Origin of the sequence: Agrococcus sp. UYP10, assembly GCF_040547205.1 — a bacterium.
Taxonomy (GTDB): domain Bacteria; phylum Actinomycetota; class Actinomycetes; order Actinomycetales; family Microbacteriaceae; genus Agrococcus; species Agrococcus jenensis.
Genome location: NZ_JBEPPG010000001.1, coordinates 882,747 through 900,493 on the forward strand (window position 1 = coordinate 882,747; position 17,747 = coordinate 900,493).

Annotated in this window: 17 protein-coding genes; 7 read left to right on the forward strand and 10 right to left on the reverse strand. The window is 72.9% G+C overall.

The features are described 5' to 3' along the window. Positions 1–2 precede the first annotated feature (2 nt). Complete coding sequence (locus ABIB37_RS04345; RefSeq protein ID WP_354257173.1) at positions 3–359, reverse strand: PadR family transcriptional regulator; 357 nt, start codon at positions 357–359, stop codon at positions 3–5. 170 nt (positions 360–529) lie between these two features. Between ABIB37_RS04345 and ABIB37_RS04350 the strand changes: the two genes are divergently transcribed. Next, entirely contained in the window at positions 530–934 is a 405-nt protein-coding gene (locus ABIB37_RS04350; protein WP_354257176.1) for a RidA family protein, read from the forward strand. A 78-nt stretch (positions 935–1,012) separates the two neighbouring features. On the opposite strand, the gene ABIB37_RS04355 is transcribed toward ABIB37_RS04350, so the two are convergent. Together ABIB37_RS04355 and ABIB37_RS04360 are read right to left on the reverse strand one after the other, a co-directional pair. Continuing rightward, complete coding sequence (locus ABIB37_RS04355; RefSeq protein WP_354257179.1) at positions 1,013–1,723, reverse strand: DUF2652 domain-containing protein; 711 nt, start codon at positions 1,721–1,723, stop codon at positions 1,013–1,015. Between the two features lie 81 nt (positions 1,724–1,804). Next, on the reverse strand, positions 1,805–3,493 hold the full coding sequence (locus ABIB37_RS04360) for an MFS transporter (protein ID WP_354257182.1): 1,689 nt from the start codon (positions 3,491–3,493) through the stop codon (positions 1,805–1,807). 61 nt (positions 3,494–3,554) lie between these two features. Here ABIB37_RS04360 and ABIB37_RS04365 point away from each other — a divergent pair, with 61 nt between their 5' ends. Further along, positions 3,555–4,079, forward strand: coding sequence for an adenine phosphoribosyltransferase (locus ABIB37_RS04365; protein WP_354257185.1), 525 nt, complete (start codon positions 3,555–3,557; stop codon positions 4,077–4,079). 66 nt (positions 4,080–4,145) lie between these two features. On the opposite strand, the gene ABIB37_RS04370 is transcribed toward ABIB37_RS04365, so the two are convergent. The 7 genes from ABIB37_RS04370 to ABIB37_RS04400 all read right to left on the reverse strand — a co-directional run bounded on the left by ABIB37_RS04370 (position 4,146) and on the right by ABIB37_RS04400 (position 11,635). Beyond that, entirely contained in the window at positions 4,146–5,015 is an 870-nt protein-coding gene (locus ABIB37_RS04370) for a sugar phosphate isomerase/epimerase family protein (RefSeq protein ID WP_123696778.1), read from the reverse strand. A gap of 21 nt (positions 5,016–5,036) precedes the next feature. Further along, on the reverse strand, positions 5,037–5,807 hold the full coding sequence (locus tag ABIB37_RS04375; protein WP_354257188.1) for a class II aldolase/adducin family protein: 771 nt from the start codon (positions 5,805–5,807) through the stop codon (positions 5,037–5,039). Between the two features lie 7 nt (positions 5,808–5,814). Next, positions 5,815–6,942 (reverse strand): ABC transporter permease, encoded by a 1,128-nt coding sequence (locus tag ABIB37_RS04380; protein ID WP_354257191.1) that lies wholly within the window; start codon positions 6,940–6,942, stop codon positions 5,815–5,817. Continuing rightward, a complete protein-coding gene (locus tag ABIB37_RS04385; RefSeq protein ID WP_354257194.1) occupies positions 6,939–7,952 on the reverse strand; it encodes an ABC transporter permease in 1,014 nt (337 codons plus the stop codon). The genes ABIB37_RS04380 and ABIB37_RS04385 overlap by 4 nt, the downstream gene beginning before the upstream one ends. Continuing rightward, positions 7,949–9,559, reverse strand: a complete 1,611-nt coding sequence (locus ABIB37_RS04390) for a sugar ABC transporter ATP-binding protein (protein WP_354257197.1) — start codon at positions 9,557–9,559, stop codon at positions 7,949–7,951. The genes ABIB37_RS04385 and ABIB37_RS04390 overlap by 4 nt, the downstream gene beginning before the upstream one ends. A 145-nt stretch (positions 9,560–9,704) precedes the next feature. Next, a complete protein-coding gene (locus ABIB37_RS04395) occupies positions 9,705–10,760 on the reverse strand; it encodes an autoinducer 2 ABC transporter substrate-binding protein (RefSeq protein ID WP_354257200.1) in 1,056 nt (351 codons plus the stop codon). Further along, a complete protein-coding gene (locus ABIB37_RS04400) occupies positions 10,757–11,635 on the reverse strand; it encodes a DeoR/GlpR family DNA-binding transcription regulator (protein ID WP_354257203.1) in 879 nt (292 codons plus the stop codon). The genes ABIB37_RS04395 and ABIB37_RS04400 overlap by 4 nt, the downstream gene beginning before the upstream one ends. 147 nt (positions 11,636–11,782) lie before the next feature. Here ABIB37_RS04400 and ABIB37_RS04405 point away from each other — a divergent pair, with 147 nt between their 5' ends. The 5 genes from ABIB37_RS04405 to ABIB37_RS04425 all read left to right on the forward strand — a co-directional run bounded on the left by ABIB37_RS04405 (position 11,783) and on the right by ABIB37_RS04425 (position 17,705). Next, on the forward strand, positions 11,783–12,172 hold the full coding sequence (locus ABIB37_RS04405; protein ID WP_354257206.1) for an L-rhamnose mutarotase: 390 nt from the start codon (positions 11,783–11,785) through the stop codon (positions 12,170–12,172). Between the two features lies 1 nt (position 12,173). Next, a complete protein-coding gene (rhaI, locus tag ABIB37_RS04410) occupies positions 12,174–13,334 on the forward strand; it encodes an L-rhamnose isomerase (RefSeq protein WP_354257209.1) in 1,161 nt (386 codons plus the stop codon). Positions 13,335–13,378: 44 nt separating this feature from the next. Beyond that, entirely contained in the window at positions 13,379–15,412 is a 2,034-nt protein-coding gene (locus ABIB37_RS04415; RefSeq protein ID WP_354257211.1) for a bifunctional aldolase/short-chain dehydrogenase, read from the forward strand. Further along, positions 15,409–16,824: a rhamnulokinase gene (locus tag ABIB37_RS04420; RefSeq protein WP_354257214.1), complete on the forward strand. Its 1,416-nt coding sequence runs from the start codon at positions 15,409–15,411 to the stop codon at positions 16,822–16,824. The genes ABIB37_RS04415 and ABIB37_RS04420 overlap by 4 nt, the downstream gene beginning before the upstream one ends. Positions 16,825–16,949: 125 nt before the next feature. Next, positions 16,950–17,705 (forward strand): SDR family NAD(P)-dependent oxidoreductase, encoded by a 756-nt coding sequence (locus ABIB37_RS04425; RefSeq protein WP_354257217.1) that lies wholly within the window; start codon positions 16,950–16,952, stop codon positions 17,703–17,705. The last annotated feature ends 42 nt before the right edge of the window (positions 17,706–17,747 follow it).

The window sequence follows — 17,747 nt, forward strand, 5'->3', positions numbered from 1 at the left end:
GGTCACATCCCTCCTGCCGTGGTGGGGCCGCTCCGGCCCTCTGCGCGCAGGGACTCGAGGCGCTCCGAGAGGAACCCCCAGTTCGCCCAGAACTCCTCCAGGTACTCGCCGCCCTGCGCGTTCAGCGAGTAGACCTTGCGCGGAGGGCCCTTCTCCGAGGGCACCTTCTCGACGTCGACGAGGCCGCGCTGCTCCACCCGCACCAGGAGGGCGTAGATCGTGCCCTCCGCGATGTCGCTGAAGCCCTCGTCCCGGAGCCGAGCGGTGATCTCGTACCCGTAGGCGGGGCCGCCGCCGAGGATCGCGAGCACCAGGCCCTCGAGGATGCCCTTGAGCATCTCCGTCACCTGTCTGGGCATCTCGTCCTCCGTCCCGATGAGCACCGGTCGCATGCGCCTGACCGACTACTCAGTGTCACTGACTACTGGTACATAGTATCGCTGAGTACCGGTTGCGCAACCCCTTCGTGCGACGGATCTGCCGACGGTCGCGGGGTGACACCGTCGGCGGCCCGGTGCACGCTGTCGGCATGGATGCGATCACCCGACTCCGACCGGACGGCCTCGTCCGCTCCCCCGCCTTCAGCCACGTCGCGATCGTCCCGCCGGGCGCGACCACGATCTACGTCGGCGGCCAGAACGGCGTCGACGAGACCGGCGCGCTCGTCTCGGACGACGCTGCCGCGCAGTCGGCGCGCGCCGTCGACAACGCCGCCCTGGCGCTCGCCGCGGCCGGCGCGACGCTCGCCGACGTGGTGCAGTGGACAGTGCTGCTCGCCGAGGGCGCCGACATCGCCAGCGCCTACGGCGCGGTGGCGCAGAAGCTCGCGAGCGACGGCGAGCCGGCGCTCGTGACCGCGGCGATCGTCTCGGCGCTCGGCGTACCCGGCGCGCTCGTGGAGGTGAGCGCGGTCGCCGCCCTCATGCCCGCCTGAATCTCAACGTCGCGGGTGGTCGCGCGAGCGGCATATCGCCTCGTGCGACCACCCGCGACGTCGAGAACCGGGCTCGGGTCAGGTCGAGGGCGCGCGACCGCGGGACTGCTTGAGGCCGAGCATGTACGGGAGGCCCTGGCCGACGGCGCGGAAGGTGCTCCCGAGCCGCGCCGACCACGACGCCCGAGGCACCGGCGGCGGGTCGTCGAGGTCGGCGACGTCGACGAAGAACGCGCGGATCTCGCCGATGCCCTCGAGGTCGGGGGTGATCTCGCGCACGTCGCCCGGCACCGATGCCTCGCCGGTGCGGTACAGGTCCTCCGAGAGCAGCACGTACTCGGGGATCGGCACGGCGTTCTTCAGCAGCCGGTGCGCGAGGATCACGTCGATCCCGACGAGCTTCCTGCGGCCGCGGATGGCCTGGCTCGCGACGTCGCCGACGTGCGCGACGAACTTGAGCTTGAGGTCGCGCGCCTGCCGGCATCCGCCGCACGGGCAGAGGTTCGCGACGACGTACTCGCGCTCGTGGTGGAACGCGCGGTGCATCGCGACGGCGGCGCCCAGGATCTCGCCGACCGCGCCGTCGTCGCTGCTGCCCACGCGACGAGAGAGGAACGCGGCGTCGCCCTCGATCTCGACGAGCTCGAAGCCCGGCGCCGCGTCGACCATGCGGTCGAGCATCCGCGCGGTGTTCACCTCGGCGTGCGCCAGGGTCATGCGGTGCGACCCCATGTAGTCGGTGTAGCCGCCGATGTCGGCGATGAGGAGGGTCGCCCGCTCGGTGGTCACGGCGCTCACGATCCCACCGATGCCCCTGCGCCACAACGGCGGATGTCATCGCGACGATGGCGGACGCCACCGCGCGTCCGGTCAGGGCGCCGGCGGCTCCTCGAGCGGCTCCCGCGGGCCGTAGCGGTCGAGCTCGTCGCCGACGTGCGCGAGCGCGGCCTCGGTGCTCGGGGCGTAGCCGAGCACGGCGAGCAGGAACCGCTCGGCGTCGATCGCCCGCAGGCGGAGCGCGGTGCTCGCCCGCACGGTCGCGGTGCGGCGGGTGCGGCGCAGCAGCGCGATCTCGCCGAACCCGTCGCCCTCGGCCAGCGTCGCGACGACGCGACCGTCACCGACGACATCCGCATGCCCGGACTCGACGACGTAGAAGCGGTCACCGATCTCGCCCTCGGTGATCACCGCCTGCCCGGCCGGCACCGCGATCGCCTCGAGCCCGCGGGCGAGCTGCTCGATGGCCGGCAGCGGCAGCGGCGCGAGCATCGGCACCCGCTGCAGCAGGTGGATGGCGCCGTCGAGGTCGCCGACTGCCCGGTCGAGCCGGCGGAGGCGGCGCCAGGCGACGAGCGCGAGCACCGGGCACAGCAGGCCGATCGCGATGAGCGCCGCCTCGACCCCGAACCACTGCACGAGCGCCGACGCGAGGAGGGCGCCGACCCCGATCGAGACGGCGACCAGGCTCTCGAGGATGCCGAAGACGCGCGCGAGCACCTCGTCCGGAGCCAGTCGGCCGATCAGGGTGAAGCCGGCGACGTCGATGAGGGCGTTGCCGACGCCGATGAAGGCCAGCAGCACGAGCGCGGCGGCCTGCTCGGGGAAGACGCCCACGAGGGCGAGCGGCAGTCCCCACAGCGCGACCCCGAGGGCGAACCAGCCACCCAGCCGCCCGGAGCCGACGAGGAACGACGCGGCGAGGGAGCCGGCGACCGCGCCGACGCCGACGGCGGCCATGAGGGCGCCGACGCCGGGCTCCCCCGTGCGGAGCAGCTCGATCGCCACGACCACCGAGAACACCGTGAGCGCGCCGCGCGTCAGCGACTGCGCGGCGGCGAGCACGAGGATGAGCTGCAGGTCCGGACGCCCGGCGACCGCGCGGATGCCGTCCGCCGCCTCGCGCAGCAGCCCGGGACCGCGGGGCGCCGCCGCCCGAGGAGCGCCGTCGTAGCGGACGCGGAGCAGCAGCAGCGCCGCCCAGATCGACGCGCCGGCGGCGACCGCGAACACGACCGACACGTCGGCGACGGCGAGCAGCACCGTGGCGAGCAGCGGCCCGACGAGCGTGGCCACCGAGTCGAGCATCCCGCGCACGACGTTGGCGCTCGTCAGCTCGTGCCCCGTGCGGCACAGCGTGGGCAGGAGCGCGGAGTGGGCGGGGCGGAAGAGGGTGGCGGCGATGGTCGAGAGCACCGCGAGGGCGTAGACGACGAGCGTCGGTCCAGCGAGCGCCACCGTGATGGCGGCGGCACCGGTCGCGACGCCGCGCGCGGCGGAGACGACGACGAGCACCCGCTCGCGACGCCCCCGATCGGCGAATGGCGACAGCAGCGGGGCGAGGATCGCCGACGGGACCATGCGGAGGAGGCCCACCAGGCCGACCGCGAGCGCACCGCCGTCGGCGTAGGCGACGATGCCGAGCGCGACGGTGAACGCCCACTCCGCCGTCCACGCGCCGAGGAAGCTCAGTTGCGCACGACGGAGGTTGGGGTTGCGCCAGTTGCTCGTGAAGGCGGCCGCGGCCAGCGCGAGCCGGCCGCTGCCCCGCGCCTCCGCCATGCGGGCACTCTACGGCCGCACCGGGGACCTCGCTACGGCCCGGCGCCGATAGCGTGGAGGGATGCCCGACCCCAGCCCCGCAGCGCTCGAGCGCGCCGAGTCGCGCATCGCGATCACTCCCGACTTCCCGTCGCCGGGCGTGCTCTTCCGCGACATCGGGCCGCTGCTGACCGACGCGGATGCGCTCGCGACCGTCACGCACGCGCTGGCCGCGCCGTTCGAGGGCGGCTTCGACCTCGTGGCGGGCGTCGAGGCGCGCGGCTTCCTGCTCGCCGGCGCGGTCGCGGCGACCGCGGGAACCGGCCTGCTGCCCATCCGAAAGGCCGGCAAGACGCCGCGGCCGACCGCATCCGTCGACTACGCGCTCGAGTACGGGGTCGCGACGATCGAGGCGGCCGGCGACCTCACGGGCCGGCGGGTGCTGCTCGTCGACGACGTGCTCGCGACCGGCGGCACGCTCGTGGCGGCGATCAGCCTCGTCGAGCAGCTCGGCGGCACCGTCGCGGGCGTCGCCGTCGTGCTCGAGCTCTCGGACCTCGGCGGCCGGCACCGCCTGCCCCAGGCGCACGCGGTCTTCACCGCCTGATCCTCAACGGAGCGGCTGGTCGCGCGAGGGCACTATCCCCTCCTGCTACCAACCGCTCCGTTGAGATCAGTGGAGGGCGATCGTCTCGACGGAGCGCAGCTGGTCGCGGATGAAGCGGTTCGCGTGCGCGGCGAGGTCGGCGGAGTCGTCCCACAGGTTGCGCCAGATGCCGAGCGTGTTCGAGAGCGACTCGGAGACCACCGCGCTCGAGAACGACTCGAAGACGATCGGGCCGTCGTAGCCGAGACGGCCGAGGCCGCGGAAGAACGAGCCGAAGTCGACCGATCCGGTGCCGAGGTAGCCGCGGTGGCTCTCGCCGATGTGCACGTACTTCAGGCGGTCGCCCGCGTCGAGGACAGGCTCGAGCATCCCCGACTCCTCGATGTTCATGTGGTACGTGTCGAGGTGCAGGTGCACGTTGTCGTGGCCGACCTCCTCGAGGAAGCGCAGGCCGCCGCGGGCGGTGTTCGCGATGTTCGTCTCGTAGCGATTGACGATCTCGAGCGAGAGCGTGACGCCCGCCGCGGCCGCCCGGTCGCCGAGCCGGCCGAGCGCGGCCGCCGAGCTCGCGCGGCCCGCCGCGGTCGCCGGTGCCATGTACTTCTGCATCGCCGAGTAGATGACGCCGCAGAGGTGCTGCCCGCCGGCCTCCGCCACGACGTCGATCGCGCGCTCGAGCAGCGTCTCGCCCTGGCGGCTGACCGCGGGGTCCTCGCTCGAGAGGTCGTGCGCGGCGTCGAGCCCGAGGCTCGAGGTCATGGCGACGCCGTGGTCGTCGAGCATGCGCCGCACGAGCGCGCCGTCGATCGCGAACGGGTCCATGAGCGGCAGCTCGAGCAGGTCGAAGCCCGCCGCCTGGGTGCCGGCGATGGCCGTCTGGAGGCCCGCCTCGTCGAATGTGCCGGTGAAGACGAGGCCGTGGACGCCGATCTGCATGGTGAGCTCCTTCGCTGGTGGTCAGTGGGCCGCGTCGAGGATGGCGCGGCGGACGTGCTCGTCGTCCCGGCCGTCGATGCGGTCGAGGACGTCGTCGGGCAGGAAGCGCGGCTCGCCCGCGGCGAGCGCGCCGAGCAGGATGCGCGCGAACTTGTCGGCCATCTCGGTGATGCGGAGGCACTCGGCCGGGCTCGCGCCGATGGCGAAGATGCCGTGGTTCTGCAGCCAGGCCACCTTGGGCAGCGCGCCGTGCCGGTCGGCGAAGCCGCGCAGCTCGTGCCGCATGAGCCGGCCGAGGCCGAGGCCGGGGTCGACGTAGGGCACGAGGAGGCTGCGGGTGCCGAGCACGACGACCTGGTCGGGGAAGAGCGCGCCGGCGACGAGCAGCTCCGCCCGGTCCGAGCACAGCAGCGCGTTGGCGGCGACCGGATGCGTGTGGCACGCGGCCTCGGCGCCGGACGTCAGCACGACGGCGTGCAGCAGCGCCTCGACGCTCGGGCGCTTCGCCGCCGGGTCGACGCGCGCATCCATGAGCGCCTGGGCGACCCGCGCGTCACCGGCGCCGCCCTCGAACGCCGTCGGGTCGTCGAGCAGCTCGAGGATGGGCTCGAACCGGCACTCGACGAGGTCGTCGGGACCGGAGGCCGCGAGCGACGACCCGGTGGCCTTGACGAGCATCCGCTCGTCGTCGAGCCGCGCGGAGACGTTGCCCTCGGCGAGGATCGTCAGCTCGCGCTGCGGCTCCCCCACGGCGTGGGCGAGCCGCAGGAGCGACGCCTCGAGCGCGCTCATCGCGCGGTCACTTGGCGCCCGGGGCGGTCCCGGGCACCGAGAGCGGCTTCGCGAGCCCGCCCTGCCGTCGCCGGATCGTCGCGTTCGAGAGCAGCGAGGCACCGAGCAGCACGACGCCGAGCGCGAGCAGCTGCGCCTGGGCGCCCTCGTTGCCGGGCACGACGAGCAGGATCGACGCGTTGAGCCACACGATCAGCAGCGCGGCGAGCAGGATGCCGCTCAGCCGCCCGATGCCGCCGGTGATGGCGACGCCGCCGAGCACCGCGATCGTGATCGCGGGCAGCGCCATGCCGCTGCCGCTCGTGCCCGCGTCGGGGCGGGCGGAGGCGAACTGCGCGACGGTGTAGACGCCGACGAGCCCGGCGATGGCGCCGGCGGTGACGTAGGCCATCATGCGCGTGCGGCGCGTGTCGATGCCCGCCCACTGCGCGGCCGTGTCGTTCGTGCCGATCGCGTAGAGCTTGCGGCCATAGGTCGTGCGGTTGAGCACGAACCACGCGACGATCGCGACGGGCAGCAGGAAGGTGAAGACGCCGAGCGGCACGAGCGGCAGCCCGCCGCCGATGACGGGCAGCTCGATCGCCTTCGCCGCGCTGTAGAACTCCGAGATCTCGGGGCCGGAGATCGGGCGCTGCTCGCTCACGACGAGCGCGATCGAGCGGTAGGCGTAGAAGGTCGCGAGCGTCGTGATGAGCGCCGGGTAGCCGAGGTAGGCCGTCAGGAAGCCGTTGACCGCGCCGAGCAGCGCGCCGAACGCGACCGCGAGCAGGACGGCGACCGCGAGCGGCAGCCCCACCTGCTGGTAGAGCATCGCGAAGACGATGCCCGTGAGGGAGACCATCGAGCCGACCGAGAGGTCGATGCCGCCGCGACCGGACGTGATGACGAAGAGCTCGGCGAGCGCGAGCAGCGCGAGCGGCACGTAGGCGATGAGCGTCGAGGCGAGGTAGTCGCTGTTGAAGCGGCCGCTCGTGAGGCCGACGCCGTCGAGGATCGCCATCGCGACGAGCAGCACGACGATGAGCGCGAGCAGCAGCACGGCGCGGTCCTTGAGGGCGCCGCCGGTGATCCAGTCGCGGAAGCGCGAGGGCTCGCGGCGCTGGTCGGCCGTGGTGGGGGTGGTGACGGCGGTCATGCGCGCCTCCTCGTTCGCTCGCGGATCAGGTCGGTGCCGACGGCCACCAGGATGAAGATGCCGACGAAGAGGAAGCCGAGCTGGGTGGGCCAGCCGAGCTGGGTGACGCCCGAGACGACGGTCTGCACGAGGATCGCGCCGAGCAGCGTGCCGACGACGCTGCCGCGGCCGCCGAGGATCGAGGTGCCGCCGATCACGACGGCGGCGATGACCTGCAGCTCCTTGCCCGAGCCGACCGACTGGTCGAGCGTCGCGGTGCCGGTCGCGATGACCATGCACGCGGCGAGGCCGGCGAGGGCGCCGGTGACGACGTAGACCCACACGAGCCGCGGCTGCACCTTGATGCCCGCGAGCCGAGCGGCGTTCTGGTTGCCGCCGATCGCGTACAGGTTGCGGCCCGCCTTCGCGTAGCGCAGGAACCACCACGCGGCGGCGACCGCGATCACGGCGATCGCGAACGAGTGCGGCACGCCGAGGGTGGATCCGGCGCCGCCCCGACCGAAGAACTCGAGCGTCGAGGGGATGCCGTTCACGGTCGACGAGTCGAAGACCCGCAGCCCGAGCCACTGGAAGAGGTTCGCGGTGCCGAACGTGATGATGATCGGGTGCACGCGGCCGTAGGCGATGAGGAAGCCGTTGATCGCGCCGAGCGCCGCGCCGATGACGATCGCGACGAGGACGGCGGCGATCGCCGGGATGTCGAACGCGACGAGCATCCGCGCGGTCGTGACCGCGGAGACCATGATCATCGCGGCGACCGAGACGTCGATGCCCGCGGTGATGATGACGAAGGTCATGCCGACGCCGATGAGCGCGATCGGCGCGACCTGCACGAGCAGCGGGCCGATCGATGCGGGCGTGAGGAACGCGGGCGTGAAGATGCCGAGCAGCACCCACAGGATGACGAGCACGCCGAGCAGCACGATCTCCTGCCCGGTGACGATGGGCGGCAGGATGCGCCGCAGGCTCAGCGGCTTCGCGCCGGCCGGCGCGACGGTGTCGGTGCTCATCGGGGCTCCTCCCCAGGGATGGGTCGACCGGGCAGGTCGGCGACGGGCTGGCCGGTCGCGGTCTGCGCTGCGGCGGGGTCGTCGACCGCGCCGGCGGCTGCCGCGAGCAGCGAGGCCTGGCTCGCGCTCGGCGGGAACTCGTGCGCGACGCGGCCCGACCGGAACACGAGGATGCGGTCGGCGATGCGCTGCACCTCGGCGAGGTCGGTCGTGATGACGAGCACGGCGGTGCCGCGCTCGGCGAGGTCGGCGATGATGCGGTGGATCTCCTCCTTGGCACCGACGTCGACGCCCTGCGTGGGCTCGGCGAGCACGAGCAGCCTGGGCTGCTCGACGATCTGGCGCGCGAGGACGACCTTCTGGGCGTTGCCGCCCGACATGGCGCCGATGGGCTGGCGGCCCGACGGCGTCTTCACGGCGAGGCGCCGGATGAGGTCGTCGGAGATGCGGCGCTCGGCCTTCGGCGAGACCCAGCCGAGCCTGCCGAGCAGGCCGAGCGAGCCGATCGTGATGTTGAAGGCGATGGGCTGGAACGAGAACGAGCCCTGCGACGAGCGGTTGGCGGGCACCATGCGGATGCCGCGGCGCTTCGCCTCGGAGGGCGTCGCGGGGTGCCGGTCGTCTCCCGCGGCGCGCATGCGGCCCGAGCTCGCAGCGCGCATGCCGTAGACGACCTCGCCCACCTCGGCCGCGCCGGAGCCGACGAGCCCATAGAGGCCGACGACCTCGCCGGCGCGCACCGACAGCGACACGTCCGAGAAGGCGCCGTCGAGCGTGAGGTGCTCGAGCTCGAGCACGAGATCGCCGTGCTCGCCCTCCTTGTGCACGCCCTCGGCGATCTCGCCGCCGACCATGCGCTCGGCGATCTCGCGGACGGTCAGCTCGCCGATCGGCTGCGACGAGACGGTCTCGCCGTCGCGCATGATGGTGACCTCGTCGGCGATGCGGAAGAGCTCGTCGAGTCGGTGGCTGATGTAGATGATCGAGACGCCGTCCGCGGCGAGCCGCCGCACGACGCCGAAGAGCACCTCGATCTCGGCGTCGGTGAGGATCGCGCTCGGCTCGTCGAGGATCAGCACGCTCGCCTGCTCCAGCAGCGCCTTCGCGATCGACACCTGCTGCTGCTTCGCGATCGAGAGCGCACCGAGCGGCTGGGAGGCGAGCGAGCGGTCGAGCCCGACGGTGTCGAGCAGCTCGAGCATGCGCGGCGCCTGCGCGCGCCAGTCGATGGTGGGGCCGCGGGTGATCTCGCGGCCCACGAAGAAGTTCTCGGCCACCGTGAGCTCGGGGAAGAGCTGCGGCTCCTGGTAGACCGTCTGCACGCCGAGCGCGATCGCGTCGGTCGTCGAGCCGATCGACACGTCCTGTCCGTCGATCGCGATCGTGCCCGTGTCGGGGCGCTCGGCGCCCGCGAGGATCTTGATGAGCGTCGACTTGCCGGCGCCGTTCTCGCCCACGAGCGCGTGGACGGTGCCGGGCCGCACGGTGATGTCGGCGTGGCGGATGGCGCGGACGCCGCCGTAGCGCTTGGAGATGTCGCGCATCTCGAGCCTCGGCGTCGGGCCCTGACCCGGTGCCGGGTCGGTGCGCTGGGCGGTGTCGGTCATGGTGCTCCTGGTCGGCGTCGTCGCCGGGTCGGTCACGGTGGTGCGAGCGGGAAACGCGTGAGGGGGTGCCGGGGCGCGGCGCGAGCCGCGCCCCGGCTGTCGAGCGCCACGATGGCCGTGGCACCCGGGTCATCCGAGCCGGTGACTAGTAGTCGTAGTCCCCGGCGTTCTCGGCGGTGAAGACCGTCGGCGGGCCGAGCAGCAGGACGCCCGACGCCTCGTCGTACTCCGCGTCGGCGAGCGCCTCGTTGTCGACGCCGCTCAGGTCACCGAGGTCGCCGTCGTTCGCGAGCTGCACGCCGGCCCAGCCGGTGAGGTAGCCCAGCGCCTCGACGTCCCAGAGGATCGAGCCGCTCGACGCGCCCGACTCGAGGTAGGGCAGCATCGACTGCGGCGTGCCGAGGCCCACCGTGAAGACCTCGCCCGTGCGGCCGGCATCCTGCACGGCCTGCGCGACGCCCGGTGCGCTCGAGGTGCACTCGCCGACGAGGCCGGTGAGGTCGGGGTTGCTGTTCATGAGGTCGGTGGCCATCTGCGTCGCCATGGCCTGGTCCTCGCCGGCGTACACGACGTCGACGATCTCGGCGTCGGGGTACTCCGAGGCGGTGTACTCCTCCTGCACGTCGATCCACGCGTTGAGGTTCGCCGCGGTCTCGCCGCACGACACGATCGCGTACTTGCCCGAGCCGCCCATGGCCTCGAGCAGCGTGTCGGTCAGCGCCTGGCCGATGCCCTCGACCGATGCCTGGTTGACGAAGACCTCGCGCACCGAGTCGGGTGCGTCGGTGTCGGTCGTGGCGACGTGGATGCCGGCGGCCTGGGCCTCCTCGAGCAGCGGCGCCATCGAGTTGGGGTCGTTCGGCGCCACGAAGAGCACGTCGACGCCCTGCTGGATGAACGAGCGCACGATGTCGGCCTGCGCGGCCGCGTCGGCGGTGGTCGGGCCCTGGTAGAGCCACTCGAAGCCGAGCTCCTCCGCGGCCTGCTGGCCACCGGTGTTCATGGCCTCGAAGTAGGGGATGCCCTGCAGCTTGGGGACGAACGCGATGGTCAGGCCCTCGGCGCTCGCACCGTCGGTCCCGCCGGAGGCGCCGGGTGCGGCGGACTCGCCGGGCTCGTTGCGCGACGTGCAGCCGGCGAGGACGACGGCAGCCGCCGCCGAGAGCGCCAGTGCTCCCGCGATCTTGCGTGAGATCTTCATCGATGCTCCTTCTGGGTGGGGCGACGGGTGCTTCCCGTCCGCGCCTGGACCGGCGCCGTGCCGGTCGTCTGGCCGCCGGGGACGGGAACGCGCGTGACGGGCACGCCGACCGCTCTCCAGTCCTCGACGAAGTCGTCGGATGCGCCCGCATCCGTGATGAGGCTCGTCACCTCGTCGGCGCGAGCGAACGAGTGCAGCGCGAAGCCGCGCGTCTTGCTCGAGTCGAACAGGCCGTGCACCGCGTCGCTCGCCGCGACGAGCGCCTGCTTCGAGACGGCCTCGTCGGTCGCGAGCTCGAGCAGCCCGCGCTCCGGGGAGAGGCCGACGACGCCGACGAAGGCCTTGTCGATGCGGCCGCGGCCGACGAGCGCGTCGGTGATGGGGCCGACGAGGCCGGAGCTCTCGCGGCGCAGCGTGCCGCCGGGCATGATGACGCGGGCGTCGGAGCGCTCGAGCAGCACCATCGCGGTGGGCAGCGACTGGGTGATGACGACGAGGCCCTGGCGCTGCACGAGCTCGAGGGCGAGGTGGTGCGCGGTGCTCGAGGTGTCGAGCGCGATGACGTCGCCGTCGTCGACGAGCGCCGCCGCCTCGGCCGCGATCGCGAGCTTCGCGGCGGACTCTCGGTGCAGGCGGTCGCGGAAGGCGCCCTCGTCGCCGCGCTCTGGCAGCACGGCTCCACCGCGGGTGCGACGCAGCAGCTGCCGGCGCTCGAGCGCGTCGAGGTCCTTGCGGATCGTCACCTCGGAGACCCCGAGGTCGCGAGCGAGCTCGGCGACGGCCACGGAGCCCACGGCTCCGAGCGCATCGAGGATGCTCGCCTCACGACTGACCACAACGTCTCCCTTGTCGGTGATGTTGGCGACAGTACGCATCCGAAACCGCTTTCGCAAGCGAGCGATACCAAATCGCAACATTTGGGCTTGCGTTCGAAACTGCTACCGGGCATGCTGGCTCGCAACGAGCACCCCATTCGCGCAGCCGCCCCGGCCGCCGCGACGTCGACGAGGACAGGAGCGACCATGGCGATCACGCCCGCCGCGACCTCCGCCGACCGCATGCGTCCCGTCTGCTTCCGCCTCCGCGTGCGACCGGAACTCGTCCCCGCCTACCGCGAGCGCCACGCCGCCGTCTGGCCCGAGATGCTGCAGGCGCTCGCCGAGACCGGCTGGCACGACTACCGGATCTTCGTCGCCGACGACGGCACGTGCATCGGCACCTTCACGACGCGCGACCTGGACGCGTCGCTCGCCGGCATGGCCGACCGCGACGTGAACGCGCGCTGGCAGGCCGAGATGCAGCCCTTCTTCGAGGGCCTCGACGCGCCCGCCGACCGATCCTTCGAGCTCATCCCGCTCGCCTTCGACCTCGACGCGCAGCTCGCCGCGCTCGACCCATCCCCTAGGAGCTGACATGGCCGTCACCCCCACACCTGCGCAGCTCGACCGGCTGCAGATCGAGGTCCCCAGCTGGGCCTATGGCAACTCGGGCACGCGCTTCCGCGTGTTCACGACGCCCGGCACCCCGCGCGACCCCTTCGAGAAGCTCGCCGACGCGGCGGAGGTGCACCGCCACACCGGCCTCGCCCCGACCGTCGCGCTGCACTACCCGTGGGACAAGGTCGACGACTGGGACGCGCTGCGCCGGCACGCCGAGGACCTCGGCGTGGCGCTCGGCACGGTGAACTCGAACACCTTCCAGGACGACGACTTCAAGTTCGGCTCGCTCGCCCACCCCGACGCGCGCATCCGCCGCAAGGCCGTCGACCACCATCTCGAGTGCATCGAGGTCATGCACGCCACCGGCTCGCGCGACCTGAAGGTGTGGCTCGCCGACGGCACGAACTACCCCGGCCAGGACTCGATCCGCGAGCGCCAGGACCGGCTCGCCGAGTCGCTCGCGCAGATCTACGCCGAGATCGACGAGGAGCACCGCATGGTGCTCGAGTACAAGTTCTTCGAGCCGGCGTTCTACCACACCGACATCCCCGACTGGGGGACGAGCTACGTGCACTGCCTCGCGCTCGGCGACCGCGCGAAGGTCGTGCTCGACACCGGCCATCACGCGCCCGGCACGAACATCGAGTTCATCGTCGCCCAGCTGCTGCGCCTCGGGAAGCTCGGCGCCTTCGACTTCAACTCGCGCTTCTACGCCGACGACGACCTCATCGTCGGCGCGGCCGACCCGTTCCAGCTCTTCCGCATCGTGGTCGAGCTCATCGCCGGCGGCGGCTACGGCGACCCGGACGTGCAGCTCGTGCTCGACCAGTGCCACAACATCGAGGCGAAGGTGCCCGGCCAGATCCGCAGCGTGCTCAACGTGCAGGAGGCGATCGCGAAGGCGCTCTCGCTCGACACCGACGCGCTCGCCCTCGCCCGCCGCGACTGCGACGTGCTGCTCGCGAACGAGATCATGATGGACGCCTACGCGACCGACGTGCGGCCGCTGCTCGCCGAGCACCGCGCCGCGAAGGGGCTGCCCGAGAACCCGATGCGCGCGTTCCTCGACTCCGGCTACCTCGAGCGCATCGCCGCCGAGCGGGTCGGCGGCACGCAGGCCGGCTGGGGCGCATGAGCGCCGCCATCGCAGGCACTGACGGCATCGACGACGGAGACGACATGGACCAGGCAATCGACGACCTCATCGCGCGCAGCAACCGGCTCGGCGCCGACCCGCGCAACACCAACTACGCGGGCGGCAACACCTCCGCGAAGGGCGTCGCCACCGATCCCGCGAGCGGCCGGGACGTCGAGCTCGTCTGGGTGAAGGGCTCCGGCGGCGACCTCGGCACGCTCACGCCCGCCGGCCTCGCCGCGCTGCGGCTCGACCGCGTGCGCGGGCTCGAGGCCGTCTACCCCGGCGTCGAGCGCGAGGACGAGATGGTCGCCGCGTTCGACTACTGCCTGCATGGCAAGGGGGGCGCGGCGCCCTCGATCGACACCGCGATGCACGCGCTCGTCGAGCAGCCGCACGTCGACCACCTGCACCCGGACGCCGGCATCGCGATCGCGACCGCCGCCGACGGCGAGGCGCTCACGCGGCAGATCTTCGGCGACGAGGTCGTGTGGGTGCCGTGGCGCCGCCCCGGCTTCCAGCTCGGCCTCGACATCCGCGAGATCCAGCGCGCGCACCCCGAGGCGATCGGCTGCATCCTGGGGGGCCACGGCATCACGGCGTGGGGCGCCACGAGCGACGAGTGCGAGGAGCGCTCGCTCCGGATCATCCGCACCGCCGAGGCGTACATCGCGGAGCACGGCAGGCCCGAGCCGCTCGGTGCGCCGCTCGAGGGCTTCGGCCCGCTCGCGCCGGAGGCCCGGCGCGCTCGCGCGGCCGAGATCGCCGCGCAGCTGCGCGGGCTCGCGTCGACCGACCGCCCGATGGTCGGCCGCTTCACCGACGACGAGGTCGTGCTCGACTTCCTCTCGCGCAGCGAGCACCCGCGGCTCGCCGCGCTCGGCTCGTCGTGCCCCGATCACTTCCTGCGCACGAAGGTCAAGCCGATGGTGCTCGACCTGCCCGGCGATGCACCCATCGACGAGGTGCGCGCCCGGCTCGTCGCGCTGCACGAGGCCTACCGCGCCGACTACACCGCCTACTACGAGCGCCACGCGACCGCCGACTCCCCCGCGATCCGCGGTGCCGATCCGGCGATCGTGCTCGTGCCCGGCGTCGGCATGTTCTCGTTCGGCAAGGACGCGCAGACCGCCCGCGTCGCCGGCGAGTTCGCCATCAACGCGATCAACGCGATGCGCGGCGCCGAGGCGCTCTCGCGCTACCAGCCCATCTCCGACGAGGAGAAGTTCCGCATCGAGTACTGGGCGCTCGAGGAGGCGAAGCTGCAGCGGATGCCGAAGCCGCGCTCGCACGCCGGCCGCGTCGCGCTCGTCACGGGTGCCGCATCCGGCATCGGCAAGGCCATCGCCACCCGGCTCGCGGCCGACGGCGCGTGCGTCGTGATCGCCGACCTCGACCTCGAGAAGGCGCAGGCCGCCGCGGCCGAGCTCGGCTCGACCGACGTCGCGATCGGCGTGCGGTGCGACGTGACGAAGGCCGAGGAGGTGCAGGCGGCGGTCGACGCGACGGTGCTCGCGTTCGGCGGCGTCGACCTCGTCGTGAACAACGCCGGCCTCTCGCTCTCGCGATCGCTGCTCGAGACCACCGAGGCCGACTGGGACCTGCAGCACGACGTGATGTCGAAGGGCTCGTTCCTCGTCTCGCGCGCCGCGGCGCGGGCGCTCATCGACCAGGGCATGGGCGGCGACATCGTCTACATCTCGTCGAAGAACGCCGTCTTCGCCGGCCCGAACAACATCGCCTACTCCGCGACGAAGGCCGACCAAGCGCACCAGGTGCGACTGCTCGCGGCGGAGCTCGGCCAGCACGGCGTGCGCGTGAACGGCATCAACCCGGACGGCGTCGTGCGCGGCTCCGGCATCTTCGCCGGCGGCTGGGGCGCGTCGCGCGCGGAGGTCTACGGGGTCAAGGAGGAGGAGCTCGGCAAGTACTACGCCGGCCGCACCCTGCTCGGCCTCGAGGTGCTCCCCGAGCACGTGGCCAACGCGGTCGCCGTGCTGACCGGCCCCGACCTCAGCCACACGACCGGCCTGCACGTGCCGGTCGACTCGGGCGTCGCGGCCGCGTTCCTGCGATGACGGCGACGGTCGCCGCGATCGACCTGGGCGCGACGAGCGGCCGGGTCGTGCGCGCAGAGGTCGGGCCGAGCACGCTCCGGCTCGACGAGGTCGCGCGCTTCGAGAACCGGCCGGTGAAGATCGGCGACGGCCTGCACTGGAGCGTGCTGGCGCTCTACGACGCGGCGCTGCAGGGCGTCGCGACCGCGTCGCGGGATGCGTCGCTCGCCTCGGTCGCGGTCGACTCGTGGGCGGTCGACTACGGGCTGCTGCGGCGCGGCAGCCTGCTCGGCATCCCCTTCTCGTACCGCGACGACCGCACGGCGCACGGGCTCGAGCTCGTCGACGCGGTCATCGCGCAGCCCGAGCTCTACGCTCGTTGCGGGCTGCAGCGGATGCCGTTCACCACGATCAACCAGCTCATGGTCGACCGCGAGCGCGGCCTCCTCGAGGCGGCGGACCGGCTGCTCATGCTGCCCGACCTCTTCGGCTACTGGATGACCGGGCGGATGGTCACCGAGCGCACGAACGCGTCGACGACGGGGCTCATGCGCCTCGACGGCACGTGGGACACCGAGCTCATGGGCATGCTGGGCATCGACCCGACGCTGCTCTCGGAGGTCGTCGAGCCCGGCACGCGGCTCGCGCCCATCGACGCGGTCACGCGCGCGCACTTCGGCATCGAGGGCGCGCCCGACGTGCTCGCGATCGGGTCGCACGACACCGCGTCCGCGGTCGTCGCGGTGCCGATGGAGCCGGGCGGCGCCTACATCTCGAGCGGCACCTGGTCGCTCGTCGGCATCGAGACGCCGGCGCCCATCGCGACCGCGGAGGCGCTCGACGCCTCGTTCACGAACGAGGGCGGCGTCGACGGCCGCACGCGGTTCCTCAAGAACGTCATGGGGCTGTGGATCCTCAGCGAGGCCGTGCGCACGTGGCAGGCGGCGGGCGAGCGGCTCGGGCTGCCCGAGCTGCTCGAGGCCGCCGCGGCGGTCGATTGGGCCGTGCCGGTCTTCGACCCGACCGACGCGGTCTTCTACCCGCCCGGCGACATGCCGGAGCGCATCCGCGCATGGTTCGAGGAGCGCGGGCAGCGCCCGCCGCGCGGCCGCGCGGAGGTCGTGCGCTGCATCCTGGAGTCGCTCGCGGAGGGCTACGCCGTCACGCTGCGGGATGCAGCGCGCATCAGCGGGCAGGCGATCGAGCGCGTGCACGTGGTCGGCGGCGGCGCGCGCAACGCGCTGCTGTGCCAGCTCACGGCCGACCGCACCGGCCTCCCCGTCGTCGCCGGCCCGGTTGAGGCCACCGCGATCGGCAACGTGCTCGTGCAGGCGCGCGCGCTCGGCGCGGCACCGGAGTCGCTCGAGGAGCTGCGCGCGCTCGTCCGCGCGACGCACGAGCTGCGGGAGTACCGCCCCCGGCACCGGGCCTGAGGCGGCCGCGCCTCGGTGACGCGCCCGGGTTCGGCCCTCGGCGAGCATCCGGAAGCCTTCGCGCGCCCGCGCGTTGCACCTCATGGTGCGCCCACGCGGGGCGCTCGAGACGAAGGAGCAGGACGATGGCACGGTTCGACGGCAAGGTGGCACTCGTGACGGGCGGCGGCTCGGGCATCGGCGAGGCGGTGAGCAAGCGGCTCGCGAGCGAGGGCGCGCAGGTCGTGGTGACCGACATCGCCATCGACGCGGCGCAGCGGGTCGTCGACGAGATCGTCGCCGCAGGCGGCACCGCGACCGCCGTGCAGCAGGACGTGGCCTCCGCGGAGGACGCCGAGCGCGTCGTCCGCACCGCGGTCGAGACCTACGGCGGCCTGCACCTCGCGGTCAACAACGCCGGCATCGGCGGTGCCCCGGCCCGCACGGCCGACATCGCGCCGGAGGCGTGGCAGAAGGTCGTCGACGTCAACCTCACCGGCGTGCTCCACGGCATGCGCGCGCAGATCCCGGCGATGCTCGAACACCCGCAGCAGTCGGCGATCGTCAACATGGCGTCGATCCACGGCTCGGTCGCGGCGCCCATGAGCAGCGCCTACACGGCCACGAAGCACGCGGTCGTCGGGCTGACGAAGAACGCGGCCGTCGAGTACGGCCCCGAGGGCCTGCGCATCAACGCCGTCGGCCCTGGCTACATCCTCACGCCGCTGCTCGAGCAGAACCTCGACCAGGCGGCGCGCGACGGGATGGCCGCGAAGCACGCGCTCGGCCGGCTCGGCACGCCCGAGGAGGTCGCCGCGCTCACCGCGTTCCTGCTCTCCGAGGACGCCAGCTTCATCACCGGCAGCTACCACCTCGTCGACGGCGGCTACACGGCCGTCTGACGCCGCCCGCCACGAAGGGCCCGCCGCAGCAGCGCTGCGCCG